18 protein-coding genes and 1 other annotated feature are annotated in these 18,570 nt (G+C 44.0%); all 18 genes read left to right on the top strand.

The genetic code is table 11. From position 1 onward, the window contains the following. The first annotated feature begins 70 nt into the window (after nucleotides 1-70). Nucleotides 71-1,048 (top strand): phospho-N-acetylmuramoyl-pentapeptide-transferase, encoded by a 978-nt coding sequence (gene mraY / locus P343_RS22525; RefSeq protein ID WP_023508985.1) that lies wholly within the window; start codon nucleotides 71-73, stop codon nucleotides 1,046-1,048. Then, nucleotides 1,045-2,409 carry a UDP-N-acetylmuramoyl-L-alanine--D-glutamate ligase gene (gene murD / locus P343_RS22520; protein ID WP_023508984.1) on the top strand — a complete coding sequence of 455 codons (1,365 nt, stop codon included), beginning with the start codon at nucleotides 1,045-1,047 and terminating at the stop codon, nucleotides 2,407-2,409. Before mraY ends, murD begins: the two co-directional genes overlap by 4 nt. 65 nt (nucleotides 2,410-2,474) lie before the next feature. Continuing rightward, nucleotides 2,475-3,569 carry a stage V sporulation protein E gene (spoVE, locus tag P343_RS22515; RefSeq protein WP_023508983.1) on the top strand — a complete coding sequence of 365 codons (1,095 nt, stop codon included), beginning with the start codon at nucleotides 2,475-2,477 and terminating at the stop codon, nucleotides 3,567-3,569. A 234-nt stretch (nucleotides 3,570-3,803) separates the two neighbouring features. Beyond that, on the top strand, nucleotides 3,804-4,583 hold the full coding sequence (locus P343_RS22510) for a cell division protein FtsQ/DivIB (protein ID WP_023508982.1): 780 nt from the start codon (nucleotides 3,804-3,806) through the stop codon (nucleotides 4,581-4,583). A 413-nt stretch (nucleotides 4,584-4,996) separates the two neighbouring features. Further along, nucleotides 4,997-6,283 (top strand): cell division protein FtsA, encoded by a 1,287-nt coding sequence (ftsA, locus tag P343_RS22505; RefSeq protein WP_023508981.1) that lies wholly within the window; start codon nucleotides 4,997-4,999, stop codon nucleotides 6,281-6,283. 37 nt (nucleotides 6,284-6,320) lie between these two features. Further along, a complete protein-coding gene (ftsZ, locus tag P343_RS22500; protein WP_023508980.1) occupies nucleotides 6,321-7,493 on the top strand; it encodes a cell division protein FtsZ in 1,173 nt (390 codons plus the stop codon). Nucleotides 7,494-7,798: 305 nt separating this feature from the next. Then, on the top strand, nucleotides 7,799-8,722 hold the full coding sequence (gene spoIIGA, locus P343_RS22495; RefSeq protein WP_023508979.1) for a sigma-E processing peptidase SpoIIGA: 924 nt from the start codon (nucleotides 7,799-7,801) through the stop codon (nucleotides 8,720-8,722). 30 nt (nucleotides 8,723-8,752) lie between these two features. Further along, a complete protein-coding gene (gene sigE / locus P343_RS22490; protein WP_023508978.1) occupies nucleotides 8,753-9,463 on the top strand; it encodes an RNA polymerase sporulation sigma factor SigE in 711 nt (236 codons plus the stop codon). 188 nt (nucleotides 9,464-9,651) lie between these two features. Further along, nucleotides 9,652-10,431: an RNA polymerase sporulation sigma factor SigG gene (gene sigG, locus P343_RS22485; RefSeq protein WP_023508977.1), complete on the top strand. Its 780-nt coding sequence runs from the start codon at nucleotides 9,652-9,654 to the stop codon at nucleotides 10,429-10,431. Between the two features lie 178 nt (nucleotides 10,432-10,609). Next, entirely contained in the window at nucleotides 10,610-10,876 is a 267-nt protein-coding gene (locus tag P343_RS22480) for a YlmC/YmxH family sporulation protein (protein WP_023508976.1), read from the top strand. Nucleotides 10,877-10,956: 80 nt separating this feature from the next. Beyond that, nucleotides 10,957-11,778 carry a peptidoglycan editing factor PgeF gene (gene pgeF, locus P343_RS0118475; protein WP_236620315.1) on the top strand — a complete coding sequence of 274 codons (822 nt, stop codon included), beginning with the start codon at nucleotides 10,957-10,959 and terminating at the stop codon, nucleotides 11,776-11,778. 16 nt (nucleotides 11,779-11,794) lie between these two features. Beyond that, a complete protein-coding gene (locus tag P343_RS22475) occupies nucleotides 11,795-12,475 on the top strand; it encodes a YggS family pyridoxal phosphate-dependent enzyme (RefSeq protein WP_023508975.1) in 681 nt (226 codons plus the stop codon). Between the two features lie 15 nt (nucleotides 12,476-12,490). Beyond that, a complete protein-coding gene (locus P343_RS22470; protein WP_023508974.1) occupies nucleotides 12,491-12,916 on the top strand; it encodes a cell division protein SepF in 426 nt (141 codons plus the stop codon). 19 nt (nucleotides 12,917-12,935) lie between these two features. Beyond that, complete coding sequence (locus P343_RS22465; protein WP_023508973.1) at nucleotides 12,936-13,196, top strand: YggT family protein; 261 nt, start codon at nucleotides 12,936-12,938, stop codon at nucleotides 13,194-13,196. Nucleotides 13,197-13,210: 14 nt separating this feature from the next. Next, complete coding sequence (locus P343_RS22460; RefSeq protein WP_023508972.1) at nucleotides 13,211-13,984, top strand: YlmH family RNA-binding protein; 774 nt, start codon at nucleotides 13,211-13,213, stop codon at nucleotides 13,982-13,984. Between the two features lie 36 nt (nucleotides 13,985-14,020). Then, on the top strand, nucleotides 14,021-14,542 hold the full coding sequence (locus P343_RS22455) for a DivIVA domain-containing protein (RefSeq protein ID WP_023508971.1): 522 nt from the start codon (nucleotides 14,021-14,023) through the stop codon (nucleotides 14,540-14,542). A gap of 121 nt (nucleotides 14,543-14,663) precedes the next feature. Beyond that, nucleotides 14,664-14,891, top strand: a binding site (T-box leader). 72 nt (nucleotides 14,892-14,963) lie between these two features. Then, complete coding sequence (gene ileS, locus P343_RS22450; RefSeq protein WP_023508970.1) at nucleotides 14,964-17,735, top strand: isoleucine--tRNA ligase; 2,772 nt, start codon at nucleotides 14,964-14,966, stop codon at nucleotides 17,733-17,735. 120 nt (nucleotides 17,736-17,855) lie between these two features. Continuing rightward, complete coding sequence (locus tag P343_RS22445) at nucleotides 17,856-18,545, top strand: TraR/DksA C4-type zinc finger protein (RefSeq protein WP_023508969.1); 690 nt, start codon at nucleotides 17,856-17,858, stop codon at nucleotides 18,543-18,545. Nucleotides 18,546-18,570 lie beyond the last annotated feature (25 nt).

The raw sequence follows: 18,570 nt of genomic DNA, 5'->3' as shown, positions 1-18,570 counted from the left end.
TGAATGTGAGTTTAGTAGTTAATCGTATCGTTAAACTTTAGGCCTTGAAATTAAAGGAGCGAAAGGATTCATGACATTGACTTTATTATTTGGCTTAGCCATTTCTTTTCTTGTGACACTGGTATTTGCGCCTTTTTTCATTCCACTTTTGCGGAGACTGCATTTCGGACAGTATATCCGTGAGGAAGGACCAAAAAGTCACCAGAAAAAAGCGGGAACACCGACAATGGGCGGTGTGATCTTTCTGATCGGCTTGGTTGCAGGCATTCTTGTGATGGCGCTGAAGTATCATATGACCACGCAGGACACCTACATGCTTCTCTTTGTTACCTTAGGTTTTGGCCTTATTGGCCTACTTGATGATTTTATAAAAATATCTATGAAACGAAATATGGGATTGACCTCAAAACAGAAGATTGCGGGCCAGCTGATCATTTCAATTGTTTTTTGGATCATCATGACTCGCTATGATTATTCGACCTATCTTTCGTTCCCAGGTACAAATTTTATGGTTAATCTGCACTGGTTCTATCCATTGTTCGTGGTTTTTCTCTTGATCGGTGTACCGAATGCAACGAACCTTACAGATGGAATGGATGGGTTGCTGTCCGGACTTTCGGTGATTGCCTTTGCTGCATATGCGGTGATCGCTTGGTTTGCCATGAATCTCGGTGTGGCTGTTTTTGCAACCGTCATGCTTGGCGCGTTGCTCGGCTTTTTGATTTTTAACGCTCATCCTGCGCGTGTGTTCATGGGCGATACCGGCTCGCTTGCTATAGGCGGAGCACTTGCCGGTATGGCCATCCTTACGAATACAGAGATATTGCTCGCAGTTATCGGCGGAGTATTTGCAATCGAAACATTGTCTGTTATTATTCAAGTCATTTCTTTTAAAACGACAGGCCGACGGGTCTTTAAGATGAGTCCGATCCATCATCATTTTGAATTGTCAGGTTGGTCGGAATGGAAAGTGGTTACTGTGTTCTGGCTTGTTGGCCTGACGCTGGCTGTTCTTGGAATTTATCTGAAAGTAGGGATTGTAATTTGAAAACGCTGAATGACTTTGCGAATCAGAAAGTGCTTGTTCTAGGTTTGGCGAAAAGCGGCTATGCGGCAGCAAAATTGATGATGAGTCTGGGCGCGGATGTGACCGTTAACGATCAACGCGACTTGAGCAGCAATACGCATGCGGCGGACCTTGCAGCAATCGGCGTGAAAGTTGTGGACGGCGGGCACCCGCTTGATTTGATTGACAGCAGTGTTAAATTAATGATCAAAAACCCAGGTATTCCATATAAGAATCCGCTTATTAAAAAAGCGCTTGAACTCGATGTGCCTGTAGTGACTGAAGTGGAGATCGCCGGACGCTTATCCGAAGCACCATTCATTGGGGTCACCGGCTCAAATGGAAAAACGACTACGACGATGCTTATTGGCGAAATGATGAAGGGTTCAGCTTATCAACCGATTGTCGCCGGAAACATCGGTACAGCACTAACATCGGTTGTGCAGAAAGCTACGGAGCGTAATGTGATCGTCGCTGAACTTTCGAGTTTCCAATTACTTGGGACGAGACAATTTCACCCGCATGTCGCAGTTGTCCTGAATATTTTTGATCACCATCTTGATTATCACGGAACAGTTGAGAATTATGCGGAAGCAAAGGCTCACATTACAGCCAATCAGACGGCATCAGATGCGCTTGTCTATAATGCTGACAGTGAAAGAGTTGTCCATTTTATTGCAGAGAGCAGCAAAGCAGAGAAGGTTCCATTTTCTTTAAAGGGAAGAGTAGAGAACGGCGCATACGTATCAGAAGGCACGATTTATTTTAAAGATGAGCCGATCATGAAGTGCGATGAGATGGGCTTGCCGGGTGATCATAACCTGTCGAATGCGTTGGCTGCTGTTGCTGCAGCAGGAGTGTATGGTGTTCCGGTGAAGTACATCGCACAAGTGCTCCGTACTTTCAAAGGAGCCCGCCATCGTCTTGAATACGTGGATGTTGTACAAGGGCGGACCGTGTACAATGATTCGAAAGCAACGAATATTATTGCGACTTCAAAAGCGTTGCACGCGTTTCCTGGCAAGGAAATAGTGCTTCTAGCCGGAGGACTTGATCGTGGAAATACTTTTGATGCATTGATCCCTGATTTGAAAAAGGCTCCGATAAAAGCGGTGCTTCTCTTTGGACAAACGCAAAAGAAGCTGCTGGATGCTTGCAAAAAGGCTGGAATCCCGGTTATCAAGGAAGTTGAAAACGTTGAGGCGGCTGTACCTGAGGCATTCGCTTTGTCACAGCCAGGCGATGTGATTCTTCTTTCTCCGGCTTGTGCAAGCTGGGATCAATATGAATCTTTTGAACAGCGTGGTGACATTTTTATCACGGAAGTGAATAAGTTTAGATAAGGGGACAGGCCGGTTGGCGTTTCATTCCGGCGAATCAGGTCCCTGATCTGAACGGAGTGTTGCATATGCGCAAGTATCGTCAGTCACCAGACCTCTTCTTACTTGTGACCACATTTGTGTTGCTCGCGATCGGCCTAATGATGGTGTATAGCGCAAGCGCGGTTTTAGCCGCCAATCGTTTCGGCGATTCGCTGTACTTTCTGAAAAGGCAGCTGCTGTTTGCTGCTGTCGGTGTTGGTCTTATGTTCGCGGTCATGCGAATTGATTACCATTTTTGGAGATCCTGGGCGAAAATAGGTTTGGCAGGCTGTTATGTTCTGCTCGCTCTTGTTTTAATACCGGGTGTTGGACTCGTACGCGGGGGGGCAAGCAGCTGGCTGGGTGTCGGTGCCTTTTCAATTCAGCCTTCTGAATTTATGAAGGTGGCACTCATCTTGTTTCTGGCTAAATACCTTTCGGAGCATCAATCGAATTTGCCGTCTTTCAAAAAAGGGCTCATTCCCTCCTTCATGCCTGTTTTGCTTGCTTTCGGCTTGATCATGCTTCAGCCGGATTTAGGTACGGGTATGGTACTGGTGCTTACTTGCTTGATCATGATTTTTATCGCAGGTGCGCGAATCAAGCACTTTGCAATCATGGGGGCTATCGGAGTGCTTGGCGTTGTCGGTTTAATTTTATCTGCGCCGTACAGAATGAAACGTTTGACTTCCTTTGTTGATCCTTGGCAGGATCCTAAGGGAAGCGGATTTCAAATCATCCAGTCACTGCTTGCGATTGGTCCGGGAGGCTTGCTAGGATTTGGGCTTGGTCAAAGCAGGCAAAAATATCAGTATTTGCCGGAACCGCAAACCGATTTTATTTTTTCTATTGTTGCTGAAGAACTTGGCTTTATCGGCGCGGCAATGGTTTTACTACTTTTTTGTCTTCTGTTATGGCGGGGAATCTTAATTGCAATAAAGGCTCCAGATCTATTCGGTACGCTTCTAGCTGTGGGCATTACAGGCATGATTGCGATCCAGATTATGATTAATATTGCTGTTGTGACCGGCTTGATCCCTGTCACAGGCATCACGCTGCCATTTCTTAGCTATGGAGGTTCTTCATTAACGTTGATGCTCGTGTCAATCGGCATTTTGCTTAATGTCAGCAAAAACGCTTGATCACTGCTATTTCTCGAGGTAATCATAATACTTTAGCAAACCCTGTTTTATGAAAACAGGGTTTGCTGTTTTTTGGAAAAGAAAATACAATAGAGTGGGTCGGTTATGGAAAAAAGCTCTTGAAGGGCGAAGTCGTGATCAGATGATCCGACAAAACTAAAATTTACGGCTTAGTCATTGCTTGGATAATTCACATCATGTGTCATGAACACACCGTTTGAGGAGGAGAACAGAATGGACAGGAAAAAAGTTGTCGCACTGGAAGACCGCCTGCCCCAATTGAAGAAGGAACGGAAACAGAAAGCTAATCGCCGCTTTGCTTTTTATGCATCCGTCTTTTTCCTCCTGATTCTTGTGGTCGTCTATTTTCAATCGCCGTTAAGCAAAGTACACTCAGTTACAGTGAAAGGCGAACAAATTGTGAGTGGCGTTAAAGTCATAAAAACAAGTGGTATTTCGAATAAAACTCATATATGGGACATAAGGAAGAAGGCAGTTGAGAAAAAGATTGAGAGTCTCCCAACGGTTCAGTCAGCGACCGTAGAAAAAAAGTTTCCAAATCAAGTCCTGATCAAAATTAAAGAGTATGACCGCAAGGCCTATCTCCAGAAAAATGGAAATTATTATCCGATTTTGCAAAATGGTGCGATCTTAAGCAAACTTCAGAAAGGCAAGATGCCTGTGGATGCGCCTGTTCTATTTGGTTTCTCGAAGTCTGCCGCCTTGAAAAATGTTGCAGAGGGTCTTGACACCATCTCAAGACAAATGACGCATAATATTTCCGACATCCACTACATAGGAAAATCAGGAAGTGGAGACGATCTGATACTGTATATGAACGATGGGAACAAAGTGGTTGCTAGTACTCGGACATTTGTCCAAAATATCAAACTCTATCCCGAAATTGCGGCCAATCTGCCAAAAGGAAAACACGGTACTGTTCATTTAAGTGTTGGTACTTATTTTATTCCGAGTGATGCCGGACAAGAATCAAATCAACAGGATGGTCAATAATGACTGAGCTGGAATTCTCTTCACTCTTTTGTCGTATCTATTAACTTTTATCTTTTCTAGTTATTCAAGTTGGTGTAGACTATTATTTAGTTACATATCTTTATTACATTGCACTTTTTTGATATTTTTTATTGAATAGGTCTTTATGTCTATTCATTTTTTTGAAAAAGTGACGATGTATTTATGAAATAAGTCAGTTTTTATTATGAATGAAACTTTTAAAAGGGAAATGTTCCAATTTGTAGAATACAAACAGTAGGGTGTGTTTCTATCAACAGGAACAGAGAAAGCGTTGGGCTGAAAATAATGATTCTTAAAAAGAATGGTAAATATTCAATTGTCGTTCGCTCGATCCAAACATCCCTGACTAGAGAACTCATCGAAGATACTCAAGAAAAAGGGGGTGCCACAAAATGAACAGTGAGGATGTTTTTGTCAGCCTGGACATCGGCACGTCCAGTATAAAAACCGTAATCGGTGAGATGACAGGAGATAGTCTAAATGTCATTGGCGTTGGAGAAGCGGTTTCATACGGGATCAAAAAAGGCTCGATCGTAGATATCGATGCTACCGTCCGTTCAATTGGAAGCGCGGTTGAACAGGCAGAACGCATGGTCGGTATTAATATCAAGAGTGTGATTGTTGGCATTTCCGGCAATCACATTCAACTTAGACGTTGCCACGGCGTTGTTGCCGTATCCGGCGAGACCCATGAAGTTGGAAATGAAGATATTGCCAGAGTCATTGATGCGGCTCAAGTGATGTCCATTCCTCCTGAAAGAGAGATTGTCGATGTTATTCCAGAACAGTTCATTGTTGATGGTGTAGATGAAATTCATGATCCAAGAGGAATGATCGGTGTCCGGCTAGAAATGGAAGGGACATTGATCACCGGCTCCAAAACGTTGCTGCATAATCTCCTGAGATGTGTCGAACGGGCCGGGCTCACAATCTCAGACGTTTGTCTCCAGCCTCTGGCGTTAGGTGAGGTCGCGTTGTCTGAGGACGAGAAAAATCTAGGGGTTGCTTTGGTAGATATCGGAGGCGGATCCACAAGCGTGGCTGTATTCGATCAAGGATCTCTAGTCTCCACATTTGAGTTGCCGATTGGGGGCAACCATATCACAAAAGATATTTCGATTATTCAGCGGATACCATTGGACGAAGCCGAGCAGCTGAAAGTAAAGCATGGTGTGGCTTATCTCGGTGCGGCATCTGATGAAGATACATTCTCAGTGTCACAAATTGGTAGCGCACAGAAACAGTCTTTAAATCAGGAAGATCTCGCTGAAATTATTCAGGCGCGCATGGAAGAGATGTTCGACATTATTCGCGAAGAATTACAGAGGATCGGTGTCTATGACCTTCCCGGAGGATTTGTGCTGACCGGCGGCGTTGCTGCAATGCCTGGCGTGGTTGATCTTGCGGCTCACCATCTAAATTCCAGCGTTCGAATTGCGGCGCCGGATTACATCGGCGTACGTGAACCTAAATATACAGCTTGCATCGGATTAATTCAGTTTGCCTATCACAACGTCAAAATACAGGGCAAGGAGATCGCAGCGGCTATTGCACCTGAACATGAACGTTATGAAGCTGTACAGAAACAGCATAAACAGAAAAAAGTTAAACAGAACCCGAAACCTCATGAAGGCGTTACAGCAAAAGTGAAAAATTGGTTTAATCTGTTCTTTGATTGATCGGGTGGCGGAATGACTAAATGGGAGGAAATGAACAATGTATGATCACGATATGGAGATGGAACATCTAGCCAAAATCAAAGTGATTGGCGTTGGTGGCGGCGGAAATAACGCAGTCAACAGAATGATCGAAAGCGGCATTCAGGGCGTGGAATTTATTTGCGCAAATACGGATGCTCAGGCACTCAAGCTTTCTAAGGCGGATGTTAAGCTGCAGCTTGGGGAAAAGCTGACTCGCGGTTTAGGTGCAGGCGCAAATCCAGAAGTTGGGAAAAAAGCGGCGGAAGAAAGCCATGATCAAGTAGAGGAAATTTTGAAAGGAGCCGACATGGTCTTTGTGACTGCCGGAATGGGCGGCGGAACAGGCACCGGAGCTGCTCCAGTTATTGCTGAGGTTGCAAAAGAAGTTGGCGCATTGACCGTTGGTGTTGTTACACGTCCTTTCACGTTTGAAGGTAGAAAACGCGCTAAGCAGGCGCAAAGCGGAATCGGCAATCTTAAGGAAAAAGTGGATACACTGATCGTTATTCCTAATGATCGGCTGTTAGAGATTGTTGACAAGAACACCCCAATGCTTGATGCCTTCCGGGAAGCTGACAATGTGCTTCGCCAAGGTGTCCAAGGTATATCGGATCTGATCTCTGTTCCCGGCCTGATCAACTTGGATTTCGCTGATGTGAAAACAATCATGACCGAAGGCGGCTCTGCATTAATGGCGATTGGTGTTGCCTCAGGAGAAAATCGTGCTGCAGAAGCAGCAAAAAAGGCGATCTCAAGCCCACTGCTTGAGAAATCCATTGATGGGGCAAAAGGCGTGCTTATGAACATCACCGGCGGCACGAATCTTAGCTTGTATGAAGTGAATGAGGCTGCTGATATCGTCGCAACGGCTGCAGATGAGGAAGTCAATATGATCTTTGGATCAGTAATCAGAGAAGAATTGGAAGATGAAATCGTCGTGACCGTTATTGCGACTGGATTTGAGGAAAAAGAAAAGGTTGCTGATGCGGCGCAAGTAGAGCAGGAGCTTTTCGCGCGGCGCAGACAGAATCCTGAAGGTCTGAGTAGCGTGAAACCACGCGATCACCATCGCGAGGAACCGGTTAGCCCGGTACAACAGCCGGCACGCAGATCGCGTACTATTGTTGATGATGAGGACACACTTGATATTCCAACCTTTCTTCGTAACCGGAGAAGGAAAAACGATTAACCGTGTTTGTTTCAATAGATTCACCTACTGTATTTTCTCCCTACACGATCCGAATCAAGAAAATAAGTTCCGGAAACAGGATGACACGCTCCTGTTTCCGGGATTTTTTATTTTCTCATGTTCTATAAAAGATTAGCCCGAAATGCCTCCGAGTCTCCTCAAAAAGTGTGGAGAAGCAAAGTGTTCCTATCCTCACTGTTGCGACAAAAGCAGCCAAAATAACAGCAAAATTCCGCCCACAGAATGACAGACTTTACTGCTGATGGCCCGTATACTAATCCTAAACACGCGAAGAAGGTGAGACGTTGGTTGTCTATCTGGATGCTGTTTGGGTACTTAATCTATTGATTGACGCATGTCTTTTGAAACTGACTGCACTAATGCTTAAACGCCAAACCAGCTGGATCCATCTGTGGTCAGGTGCATTGATTGCTTCTGCGGTGGTACTCATTCTTTTCACACCTGCAGCCTTCCTTGTGGATCATCCGATCGGGAAATTGATCTACTCTGTTATTATTATTTTCGTCACTTTTGGTTTTCATAGGATCACTGTTTTTTTGCAAAATCTGGCTGCTTTTTATTTCACTGCTTTTGCAATCGGCGGAGGATTGTTCGCTGTTCACTATTTCTTTCAGGACGGTTCATTTTATGCGAGCAACCGCTTTTTAAACACAATGAATTACGGTGATCCAATCAGCTGGATGACGGTTATCATCGGCTTTCCGATGCTCTGGTTTTTTTCAAAAAAACGGCTGGATCAGACAGTTACGCGGAAATGGCAAAGTTCAACTATCGCTGATGTTATTGTTCGATTTTCTGATATAACCATTGAAGCAAAAGCAATGATTGACAGCGGTAATAAACTCTCTGATCCGCTGACTCAGGCACCGGTCATGTTTCTCAGCAAAGAGGTATGTCAGGAAAATGTGCCGGAAGTGTTTTTCCAGGCAGAAAAAGCCCCGGCTGGATCACTTGATTTAGAGAACCTCACCGGTGACTGGAAAAACCGTGTCGCCTGGGTCCCATATCGTGCCGTTGACGGAACAAGCCGAATGACCCTAGCGGTTCGCCCCGACCAAGTGCTTATTAAGTATGAGGGCAAGCGGATTGAATGCACGAAATCGCTTGTCGCATTTGTTGATCATTCACTGAGTTCATCCGGAGACTTCAGCAGTATCTTGCACCCGGACATGCTGCTCCATGGAAAAATGATTGAAACTGCTTCATAACCATGTGAAAAAATAGGAGGTTGACTCGGGATGAAAATCACTTTTTTGAAAGTATGGCATTGGATACTAGTAAAATTAGGTGTTAAGCCGGAAGAAATTTATTATATCGGTGGAAGCGACGGTCTCCCCTCTCCGTTGTCGAAGGAGGAAGAGGCTGAATTGATGAAAAAACTTCCATCCGGAGATCAGCAAGTACGGGCAACCCTGATCGAGCGCAATTTGCGTCTTGTTGTGTATATTGCCCGAAAGTTTGACAATACACGGATTAATATTGAAGACCTCATCAGCATCGGAACCATCGGTCTGATAAAAGCAGTGAATACATTTAACCCCGAAAAAAAGATTAAACTTGCGACATATGCTTCGCGCTGCATCGAGAACGAAATACTTATGTATTTGCGCAGAAACAGCAGGACGCGGTCAGAAGTTTCACTGGATGAGCCGCTTAATGTTGATTGGGATGGCAATGAATTGCTTTTGTCCGATGTGCTGGGCACAGAAAATGATGTCACCACAAAAAATATGGAGCGCAAAGTCGAGCGAACACTTCTGAAAAAGGCGATGCTGATGCTGAGCGACCGGGAAAAGGAAATTATGACCCTACGCTTTGGATTGGCAGGGGGAAAAGAAAAAACTCAGAAGGATGTTGCCGATGAACTTGGGATCTCACAATCGTATATTTCACGGTTAGAAAAACGAATTATTAAACGTCTAAAAAAAGAATTTAGCAAAATGGCTTAGTGACGCGTGTTCAAACTCGACAATCATTTTGCCATGATTTTGCAGTGCATAAAATGATTTCCTACGGAGATACTTGACCATATAGCAGAGGTTGAAAAAGATGTCGATGTTTGCGGATTCGCAAGATCGGCAAGCCTTCTTCTTTCAACCCGCTAACGCAAGTTTTCGACAATGGGAGGTCATCCTTTATGGCACGGCACAAAGTGGAAATCTGCGGAGTGGACACATCGAAACTTCCGGTCCTGACAAACGTAGAAATGCGGCAGTTATTCACAGAATTGCAGTCAGGAAAGATTGAAGCAAGAGAAAAGCTTGTGAACGGCAATCTGCGGCTTGTCCTCAGTGTCATTCAACGCTTCAATCATCGAGGCGAATCTGTAGACGATTTATTTCAAGTCGGATGCATCGGATTAATGAAATCCATTGATAATTTCGATTTAAGTCAAAATGTCCGCTTTTCAACCTATGCGGTTCCAATGATCATTGGTGAAATACGCCGCTACTTAAGAGATAACAACCCAATTCGTGTGTCTCGTTCATTAAGGGATATGGCTTATAAAGCGCTTCAGGCAAAGGAGCGTTACATAGCGAAGCATTCGACTGAGCCGACGACGGCAGAACTTGCTAAGATCCTCGATTTGCCGGTTGAGGATGTCGTTTTCGCCATGGATGCGATTCAGGATCCTGTATCTCTATTTGAGCCGATCTATAGCGACGGCGGTGATCCGATCTTTATCATGGATCAGATTAGTGACGACAAACATAAAGACAGAGAGTGGGTAGATAATATTGCATTGAAGGAAGCGATGAGCAAACTCCATGATCGTGAAAAGCGAATTGTCGCCATGCGCTTTTTTTATGGAAAAACGCAAATGGAAGTCGCTCAGGAGATTGGTATTTCACAAGCTCAAGTTTCACGGCTTGAGAAAATGGCCATTAAAGAGATGAATCAGGAAATCGGTCCGTAACGCTTGCGTCAGCAAGCGTTTTTTTCTGCATGCCTGAAAAGAATGCAGAAGGTGTCAGAACATTGACAGACCCTTTATGACGCTGATCTATTTCCTAGGCAATGAACTGGTGCATTTTTTACTTCTCAATGCCGCTAATTGCCCATATATATTAGGGACAGTGAGAGGAGGGGCATTGATGCCGAGAATTTCAGATTTTCAAGCAAAAGAAGTGGTCAATGTTGAAAATGGGAAAAGGTTGGGACATATCGGAGACCTTGATGTGAACTTATCTTCGGGAAAAATTGATAATTTGATCATACCGGGTACAGGAAAAATCATGGGCCTTTTTGGAAAGGAGAATGACATCGTCGTTCCTTGGAACAATATTGTTCGTATCGGAGCAGATGTAATTCTAGTTCGTTTTTATACAGAACACAATTCGACGATAAAAAGCGAAGAATAAACATTTAAAGAGTTTTTTCACTGATTATGGTAAAATAAAAAGAAAAAGACTCGGTCATTTTGATAATGAGAGGAGGAAGAATGTTGAGTGAACCCTTTTCATTACGAAACGGCCCATTGCTGATGATGAAGACTGTTAAAACCCCAACCCACGAAGTATATTCGGGGATGACCTTGCGAACTGAGGGAACAAGCCAAGCTCCCTTTTCTTCAATGAATTTAGGTCTTCATGTCGGCGATGATCCGGATCATGTCTTGGCGAATCGTCGCCTTATTGCAGATCGACTTGCCTGTCCGCTAGATTCTTGGGTATGCGCTGAGCAAGTTCACGGCACGAAAGTCGCACGTGTGACCAGAGATCAAGCAGGTGCGGGCAGCGAGAATCTTGATTCGACGATCAAGGGCGTTGACGGTTTGTTCACGACTGAATCTGGATTGCTGCTTGCCCTTTGCTTTGCCGATTGTGTCCCAATTTTTTATTGGACTTCTGAACCTGATGCAGTTGCAATCATGCATGCCGGATGGCGAGGTACTGTAGGAGGCGGCGCAGCACAAATGGCAAAAATGATGAGCCAGCAACTTGGCTTTTTGCCAGAATCACTCAATGTAGTGATTGGACCATCAATTGGCGGAGAAGATTATGAGGTTGACCAAAAAGTAATCGATGAAGTCAGCAAACTTGATCAAGCTTTGTGGGAAAAATCGGTTATCGATCACGGAAATGGCCATTATCTTCTCAACCTGAGGCTGTTGAACCGGGAAATTCTGATCGCTAGCGGCGTTCCCGAACGGCAAATTCATATGACCGGATACAGTACGTACGCGCGTCCTGATTTGTTTTTTTCTTTCAGGCACGGCCATGGGAAAACCGGACGGATGATGGGATTTATTGGGATGAAGTAAAGGAGACTAATGAATTGTGAAAGTTGCGGAAAATCTTTGCCAAGTGAAATCAAAGATTGAAAAGGCCTGCGAGCGCTCCGGACGCCGGCCGGAAGATGTTACGGTTATTGCCGTCACAAAGTATGTCAGTAATGAGCGTGCACAGGAAGCGGTTGACAGCGGGGTTTTACATCTTGCGGAAAACCGCAAAGAAGGCTTGCTTGAAAAACAGGAGACCATTCATGATGATCGAGTCACCTGGCATTTAATTGGCACACTGCAAACCCGAAAAGTGAAAGAAATTGTTGGAAAAGTAGACTATTTTCACGCACTTGACCGTTTGAAACTTGCAAATGAATTAAATAAACGGATTACAGAAGGAAAATTAAAATGTTTTGTCGAAATGAATATCTCTGGTGAAGAGTCGAAACATGGCATTACTGAGGCAGAACTGGATGATTTTATCGACAAACTTGCCGAATTTGATCATCTTCAAGTTGTTGGCTTAATGACCATGGCGCCTAATACAGAAGACTCTGATGTTATTCGCCAGGTTTTTCACCGGTTACGAATATTACGGGATCGTATCCGCGACCGTAAGATCATCTACGCCCCTTGCTCAGAACTTTCAATGGGGATGTCACACGATTATGAGATTGCTGTTGAAGAAGGCGCAACTTTTGTGAGAATTGGCACTTCACTCGTTGGCAATGAATGAAAGGAGAAAGGAATCATGGGTTTAAAAGGCACATTTAAACGATTCTTTGATCTTGAAGAGACAGTGGACAGCCCAGAGGAAGAATTAACAGCAGCGTATGGATCGGAGGAGCGGAAACCAGCACAAGAAAAGCGCAAACTTGAAAAGAATGGCAGAATTGTTGCCATTCAGAATATTCATCAACAGAATAAAGTGGTTCTTGTTGAGCCAAAACGTTTTGAAGAAGTAGAGGAAATCGTCGGCTATCTGAAAAATAAGCAGACCATTATCTGCAGCCTTCAAGGAACTGACAAGGATCAGGGGCAGAGAATTCTTGATTTCATCGGCGGAACAGCTTTTGCGTTAAATGGTCAAATTCGTAAAATCGGGAAAAACACATTTCTCTTCGCTCCTGAACAAGTCGATATTTCAGGAATGATAAGCACTTGGCCGGAAGATTAACTATATTGAGGTGAATCAGTTGAGTATTTTTTCTTTATTAGCAGAAGCCATACAGATTTATTCATGGATCTTGATTATATACATTCTGATGTCTTGGGTGCCAAGCGTACAGGACTCTTCGATAGGTCAGCTTTTTGCGAGAGTATGCGAACCGTTTCTGTCGCCGTTTCGAAGAATCGTTCCGCCAATCGGCGGAGTAATTGATATCTCGCCGATTATCGCTTTTTTTGTGCTGCAACTTGCAACTCGGGGTATCTTTTACTTGGAATATCTCTTTTGATGAGGTAATAAATCGTGTCCATTTATGAACATTTTCGGCCTGAAGAGCGGTCTCTTATTGATCATTTTCTTGATTTGAAAGATCAGGTGATCGATCATTATACACCGAAACTGACTGATTTTCTTGACCCCCGGCAGCAAACCATTTTGAAATCAGTCATTGGAGGAGAAGAGGAGATCCATCTGTCTGCATCAGGCGGCTATGAGCATGCCGAACGGGAGCGGGCGTTGCTTCTCCCGTCTTATTTTGAAGAGGAAGAGAATTCATTCCAGCTTTCATATTTAGAAGTGCAATATCCGGCAAAATTCGGTTCCGTTTCACACCCTGAACTTCTTGGGGCGTTGATCGGGACAGGTGTTTCAAGAGATAAACTCGGCGATTTACTGATCAATGAGGGACGTGCTCAATTTGTCTGTGCAAAAGAACTGGAATCTTTTTTTATGCTTAATTTAACCTCTGTCGGTAGAATGGCTGTCACCTGTGTTCCGATAACTCGGCAAGATTTAATACATAGCGAAGACGAATGGCAAGAGCATGATGGCACAGTTTCCTCATTAAGGCTGGACACTGTGCTCTCCGAAATCTATCACTTGCCACGGACAAAGGCTTCAGAAGCGATCTCAAGAGGATTTGCAAAGGTTAACTGGAAGATTGTCGAGAAACGAGATTTTGAAATTTGTGAAGGCGACTGCATTTCGCTCCGAGGCTTTGGAAGAAGCAAAATTTTATCTTCTGGCGGCTTGACAAAAAAGAACAAAATCCGTGTGCAATATGGTAAACTTAAATAAACGTATAGTTTGTACAATGACTTGGAGGTGACCGGGTTGCCATTAACACCCTTGGATATTCATAATAAAGTCTTTTCCCGGGGATTTCGCGGGTATGACGAAGATGAAGTCAACGATTTTCTTGATCAGATCATTAAGGACTACGAAACGCTGATCCGTGAAAAAAAAGATCTTGAACAGAAGATCAAGAATTCGGATGAGAAGCTTAGCCATTTTTCAAACATTGAGACGACATTGAACAAGAGTATTCTTGTCGCTCAGGAAACAGCTGAAGAAGTAAAGCAGAATGCGAACAAAGAAGCCAAGCTGATCGTCATGGAAGCGAAGAAAAATGCTGATCGGATCATTAACGAGGCGCTCGAAAAATCTCGTAAAGTAACATTGAATATTGAAGAATTGAAAAAAGAAGCAAACGTTTATCGGACACGGTTTCAGATGCTGATTGAAGCTCAACTTGAATTGCTAAAAAGCGATGACTGGAAGAGCATGTCTGTGGATAAAGACAATGAAACGTCGACAAATGAATTTAATGATGGAATGATCAACTCACAAGCTTGACGTGGAGCTTTTAATTGCATATACTGTGCTTACATAAGATGTCCGCACGATATAGCGATAATTGCGAATGATTTACATTGCATAATTGCTAACGGCCTTATGAAATTTCATTAATATTCGATTAAATACTATGATAGGGAAAGTACTCGCTGCAAGGTCGCTCAGCGAGCTGGGATGAGGTGTGAGCCCGGCGTGGACGGCAGCGAGAAAAATCACCCTTGAGTTCGGGTGTGAACGGTTCCGGATTGAATCCGGGCTAGTAATACCTGACGTTGATTCGCGTTAAGAAGACATTGAGTGGCAGATTTTTTTGCTATTAGGGTGGTACCGCGGTCCTTCCGTCCCTTTGGGATGGAAGGACCTTTTTATATAGGTGTTTGATGTGAATTTTGACAGACAGAAATGATGGAGGCGTTTTTCAATGGATTATAAGAAGACTTTATTGATGCCGAAAACTGATTTCAAGATGCGCGGTAGTCTTCCCAACAAAGAGCCACACATGCAGGAACAGTGGGATCAAGACCATATTTATGAGCAATCATTAAAAGCGAACGAAGGGAAACCAACCTTTATTCTTCACGATGGCCCTCCCTATGCGAACGGAAATATTCATATTGGCCATGCTGAAAACAAGGTGTTAAAGGATATTATTAATCGATTTAAATCGATGAGTGGCTACCAAGTACCTTACGTGCCTGGATGGGATACTCATGGGCTGCCTATTGAACAACAGCTGGCGAAACAAGGGATTGATCGTAAAAAGATGTCCGTCGCTGATCTCCGCGAAAAATGCAAAGAATATGCACTTGGACAGGTAGAACATCAGAAAAAGCAATTTAAACGGTTAGGTGTTCGCGGAGACTGGGATCACCCTTATCTGACACTCCATAAAGAGTATGAAGCAGAACAAATTGAAGTTTTCGGCGAGATGGCGAAGAAGGGTTATATCTATAAAGACAAAAAAACGGTTTATTGGTCTCCATCTTCCGAATCAGCATTAGCTGAAGCCGAAATTGAATACAAGGATGTAAAATCCTACTCAATTTACGTTGCATTTCATGTCACTGATGGAAAAGATGTGCTGAATCCGGATGAAGAAGTCGTGATCTGGACAACAACCCCATGGACGATGCCGGCAAACTTGGCCATTGCAGTGAATTCAAAGTTTGATTATAGTGTGGTTCAGGTGGGGGATCGCAAATTCGTTGTGGCTGCTGATTTGGTTGAATCACTAACCAAAACGTTAGGATGGGAAGATCCGCAAGTACTGCGCACTTTCAATGGTAAATCTCTGGAACATGTGGTTTGCCGTCACCCGTTCTACAATCGCCCATCTGTTGTAATTCTTGGCGATCATGTTACATTAGATGCCGGAACCGGCTGCGTGCATACAGCACCTGGTTTTGGTGCCGATGACTTTTATGTCGGCAAAAAGTACGGCTTAGATATCCTTTGTCCAGTCGATGATCGCGGCTGTATGACCGATGAAGCTCCGGGATTTGAAGGCTTATTTTATGAAAAAGCAAATGAACCGGTCATCAAAAAGCTTGAAGAAGAACATGCCTTGTTGAAAGCCGGCACGTTCACTCACTCATATCCACATGACTGGAGAACGAAGAAGCCGGTCATCTGGCGGGCAACCAAACAATGGTTTGCCTCCATCAAAGCGTTTCGTGATGATATTCTGAACGCAATCCATGAAGTGCGCTGGATTCCATCATGGGGCGATGTGCGTATGACAAACATGATCAAGGACCGTGAAGACTGGTGTATTTCTCGTCAGCGTGCCTGGGGCGTCCCGATTCCCGTATTTTATGGCGAAGATGGTGAACCGATCATAACGGATGAAACGATTCAGCATGTCGCTGATCTGTTCCGTAAACATGGATCAAACATTTGGTTCCAATGGGAAGCTAAAGAATTGCTTCCAGAAGGCTTTACTTCCGAACACAGCCCGAACGGCGTTTTCAGAAAAGAAACAGACATCATGGATGTTTGGTTTGACTCAGGTTCATCTCATCAAGGAGTCTTGACCACTCGGGAAGGTTTGCGACGCCCAGCGGATCTGTATCTCGAAGGCTCAGATCAGTACCGCGGCTGGTTCAATTCATCACTAGCAACGTCTGTTGCTGTTACTGGCCACGCTCCATACAAGCAAGTGCTCAGTCACGGTTTCACACTCGATGGAAAAGGCTTGAAAATGAGTAAGTCAGTCGGAAACGTCATCGATCCGATGAAAGTCATGCAGCAATACGGTGCCGACATCATCCGTTTGTGGGTCGCATCGGTTGATTATCAGGCAGACGCAAGAGTATCAAATGAAATTCTGGGACAGGTTGCAGAAGTGTATCGCAAGATCCGTAATACCGTTCGCTTTATGCTTGGCAACCTTAATGATTTTACATTAGATAATGCTGTTCCAACAGAAAATATGCCTGAACTTGAACAATATATGATGGTAAAATTGAACCAATTCATTGATACTTGTCTGAATGGGTATAATGATTACCAGTTCTTGAATGTTTACAAAGCGCTGCAGAATTATTGCTCACTCGATTTGAGTGCATTTTATATGGATATTGCCAAAGACGCGCTCTATGTCCAGCCGAAAGACTCGCTTGTTCGCCGTTCTGCACAAACTGTTTTGTATAAGACGGTAATCGCTTTGACAAAGATTCTTTCGCCAATCATCCCACATACCGCAGAAGAAATCTGGCAGCATATTCCTGGCACAGAACAAATTTCCACCTATGTTCAATTGACCGATATGCCTGAACTTGAACAGGTATCTGATTCGGAACAGATCGAAAAGAAATGGGCAGCACTCATCACTGTGCGTGATGATGTTCTGAAATCGCTGGAAAAAGCACGTGATGCCAAGCTCATTGGAAAATCGCTTGAAGCATCGGTAACGCTCTATGTAACAGCGGAGACCGCGTTTTTGAAGAACACACAGGATCTTGATAAGTTGTTGATCGTATCCCAGGTAACGGTTGCTGAAGGAAATGATGTTCCTGAAGCAGCTGATCAATATACGAACATTGCGGTCGCAGTCGCTCAAGCTGAAGGTGAAAAATGTGAACGCTGCTGGGCTGTCCTGCCAAGCGTCGGCGAGGATACTGAACATCCTAAGTTATGTGCGCATTGTGCGGAAACGGTTCGCCATGATTATGCGGATATGCAGCTTGACTGAATTCGCATGATCAATCAAGAAAATGTTTCCCATTACGCGTAAATATTACGCATATTAAAAATCCCCCTTTATCCCACACTAATAAATGTGTGCGGGAGCAATAAGGGGGATTTTTTATCGATGTGGGGTTATCGAAGAATAAAGAAGAGACTGATGACACGTAAACAAGCACTTGAAGCAAAATTGACGAGTGATATGGAAATTGCCAAAGAATTAGGCTCTACAACCGATATTGCATCTGGCGAACTGTCGGCTTATGATAACCATCCGGCCGAGTCAGCGACCCAGCTTTATGATCGGGAAAAAGATTTGGCTTTTCATAAGCTTGACCAAAATGAATTAGATGAAATCAATCACGCGTTAAAAAAGATTAAAGATGGGACCTATGGATATGATGAGAAGACCGGTGAGAAAATACCCCGCGCACGATTGAATGCTTTACCTACAGCGAGAACATCCATTCAAAATGCGCAAACCGATCATGGGCATAAGGTGCGTCCCGTTGAAGAATCTGTGATTATCGATATGGAAGAGCGTGGAGTAACAGATTTTGAAAGTAACGGTTTTAATGAGCAAAACGCTTTTGATCTTGTCTCACAGTACAATGATCAGGAAGGAATTTATGAGGATTCCCCGTATACTATTGATTATGAAGAAGGCATGGGTTTTGTTGAAGATCTGGAGGGATTTGCCGCGACCGGTATTGAAGGCTTTTCTGGAGACGATGATATTCAGGTCTTAAAGAATCAGTACTATGATCAATGGGCATCTAGAAATGATTATGAGTACATGGATCCGATCGAACAGTAATTTGAGCAGCGGGCTTGCCCGCTGC

Origin of the sequence: Sporolactobacillus laevolacticus DSM 442 (genome assembly GCF_000497245.1) — a bacterium.
Lineage (GTDB): Bacteria > Bacillota > Bacilli > Bacillales > Sporolactobacillaceae > Sporolactobacillus > Sporolactobacillus laevolacticus.
The sequence above is the reverse complement of the archived record's forward strand: the minus strand, read 5'-3'. Positions and strand labels throughout refer to the sequence as shown.

Excerpts from the sequence above, each read along its gene's own strand:
- mraY (WP_023508985.1), top strand. The coding sequence starts at position 71 with ATGACATTGACTTTATTATTTGGCTTAGCCATTTCTTTTCTTGTGACA.
- spoVE (WP_023508983.1), top strand. The coding sequence starts at position 2,475 with ATGCGCAAGTATCGTCAGTCACCAGACCTCTTCTTACTTGTGACCACA.
- P343_RS22510 (WP_023508982.1), top strand. The coding sequence starts at position 3,804 with ATGGACAGGAAAAAAGTTGTCGCACTGGAAGACCGCCTGCCCCAATTG.
- ftsA (WP_023508981.1), top strand. The coding sequence starts at position 4,997 with ATGAACAGTGAGGATGTTTTTGTCAGCCTGGACATCGGCACGTCCAGT.
- ftsZ (WP_023508980.1), top strand. The coding sequence starts at position 6,321 with ATGTATGATCACGATATGGAGATGGAACATCTAGCCAAAATCAAAGTG.
- sigE (WP_023508978.1), top strand. The coding sequence starts at position 8,753 with ATGAAAATCACTTTTTTGAAAGTATGGCATTGGATACTAGTAAAATTA.
- sigG (WP_023508977.1), top strand. The coding sequence starts at position 9,652 with ATGGCACGGCACAAAGTGGAAATCTGCGGAGTGGACACATCGAAACTT.
- P343_RS22480 (WP_023508976.1), top strand. The coding sequence starts at position 10,610 with ATGCCGAGAATTTCAGATTTTCAAGCAAAAGAAGTGGTCAATGTTGAA.
- pgeF (WP_236620315.1), top strand. The coding sequence starts at position 10,957 with ATGTTGAGTGAACCCTTTTCATTACGAAACGGCCCATTGCTGATGATG.
- P343_RS22470 (WP_023508974.1), top strand. The coding sequence starts at position 12,491 with ATGGGTTTAAAAGGCACATTTAAACGATTCTTTGATCTTGAAGAGACA.
- ileS (WP_023508970.1), top strand. The coding sequence starts at position 14,964 with ATGGATTATAAGAAGACTTTATTGATGCCGAAAACTGATTTCAAGATG.
- P343_RS22445 (WP_023508969.1), top strand. The coding sequence starts at position 17,856 with ATGTGGGGTTATCGAAGAATAAAGAAGAGACTGATGACACGTAAACAA.